Source organism: Yinghuangia sp. YIM S09857, from assembly GCF_051388915.1.
Taxonomy (GTDB): Bacteria; Actinomycetota; Actinomycetes; order Streptomycetales; family Streptomycetaceae; genus Yinghuangia.
Map to the genome: position 1 here is coordinate 287,812 of NZ_JBPKBH010000005.1, position 1,748 is coordinate 289,559.

A 1,748-nucleotide genomic window follows, 5' to 3' on the forward strand; every position below is an offset into this window, starting at 1 on the left:
GGGCCGGTGAACGCACCTCAGCAGCAAGCCCACGACACAGGTGGAGGTCAGGCGTCCGTGATTCAGCACGTCCGTAGACGGAGGGCCCGCAGACAGGTTCTGCGGAGGGCACGGATAGGCTGCGCCGCGGCCGCACTCGTGCTGCTCGCCGCGTGCGCGCAGTCGTCGTCCGGGGGGACCCCGGACCCCCATGGGACGCCCCGGGAGGGCGGGACGATGGACATCTTCCTGCCCGGGGACGCACGGGGGCTGGACCCCTACAGCGCGAGCGCGAGCAACGTCGCGGACGGCAGTCGCCTGTCGGCCCTGTACGACGTACTGGTCTGGAGCGACCCGGCCACCGGGACGGTACGGCCGCAGATGGCCGAGTCGCTGGTCTCCGATCAGGACACCTCGAAGTGGACCCTGACGCTGCGGCCGGGGATCACCTTCTCGGACGGTGAGGAACTGAACGCCGAGGCCGTCAGGCTGGCGTGGGCGGCCCACCTGAACCCCGAACTGCGCTCGCTGGGCGCGACCGCCCTGGTGGGTGTCAAGCTCACCGTGATCGACCGGCTGCAACTGCGCATCGAACTACCGAGCCCGAACGCGAACTTCGACCGCATGGTCTCGCGCGTGCTCAACTTCATACCCTCGCCGAGGACGCTGCCGACCAAGGCGACGATCGACGCGTCGTCGCGCGCACCGGTCGGGGCCGGCCCGTTCAAGCTGCGCGAGTGGGTCCCCAAGTCCCACATGACGTTCGACCGCAACCCGAACTACTGGCAGAAGGGCCGCCCGTACCTCGACAGCGTGACCTTCCGCGTCAACCCGGACGCCCCCGGCGCGGCCCGCATGATCGACGAGGGCAAGGCCGACCTGACGATCAGCACCGACGCGGTGCTCATCGGGGACGCCCGCGACCGCGGCCTCGCGGTCGGCGAGATCCAGCTCAACGGCGGCATGATGATCGCCTTCAACGTGGGCCGCACGACGCCGGGCGAGAAGAACGCGCCGCGCCCGTTCGCCGAGTACAATCTGCGGCGCGCGGTCGTGCTGTCCCTCAGCGGCTCCGAGATCAACACGCTCTTCTACGAGGGGCTCGGCACCCCGGCCAAGGGCATCTTCGACTCGTCGTCGCCGCTGGCCAGCATCCAGCTCGCCGCGCCGGAGAACCAACCCGCCGAGGCCACCCGGCTGTTCATGCAGGTGACGGAGAACGGCAGCAAGCCGCTGGAGCTCACGTACGCCGTCCCGGACAGCCCGAAGGCGCGGACGATCGCGGAGTTCTTCCGCACCCGCATCTCCGAACTCTCCAAGGGCTCCGTCAAGTTGAACCTCGTCTTCGAGGACATCCCCACCTTCATCAAGCGCACGTCCCTCGAAGGCCGGTTCGACGCCACGGTGTTCCAGATGTGGGCCGACGACCCCGAGCCCGCGATGTACCAGTTCCTGCACTCGCAGGGCGGCCTCTCGAACGTCACCGGCTACAAGAAGCCGGCCGTCGACGAGGCACTGCGTCAGGCGCGCCTGACGAGTGACATCGACCGGCGCAGCGACGCGTACACGCGCGTGCAGGTCGAACTCAACAAGGACCTGCCGTTCTACGTCTACCAGGAGGCCGTCGCCGCCTACGTGTGCGACCCCAAGATCACCGGGCTCCAGCTCTTCAACGACGGGCTGCTGCTCTTCGACCGGATCGGCGTACGGAAGTGACCGTGACGTAGCCCCGGTTCGCGCGCCCGAGGGCGCGCCCCCAGTACGGACGG

The 1,748-nt window shown here is 69.0% G+C and carries 1 protein-coding gene; it reads left to right on the plus strand.

The window, feature by feature from the left end:
- Positions 1 to 216 precede the first annotated feature (216 nt).
- Positions 217 to 1,695, plus strand: coding sequence for an ABC transporter substrate-binding protein (locus tag ACRX5S_RS12770; protein WP_436773000.1), 1,479 nt, complete (start codon positions 217 to 219; stop codon positions 1,693 to 1,695).
- Positions 1,696 to 1,748: the final 53 nt, after the last annotated feature.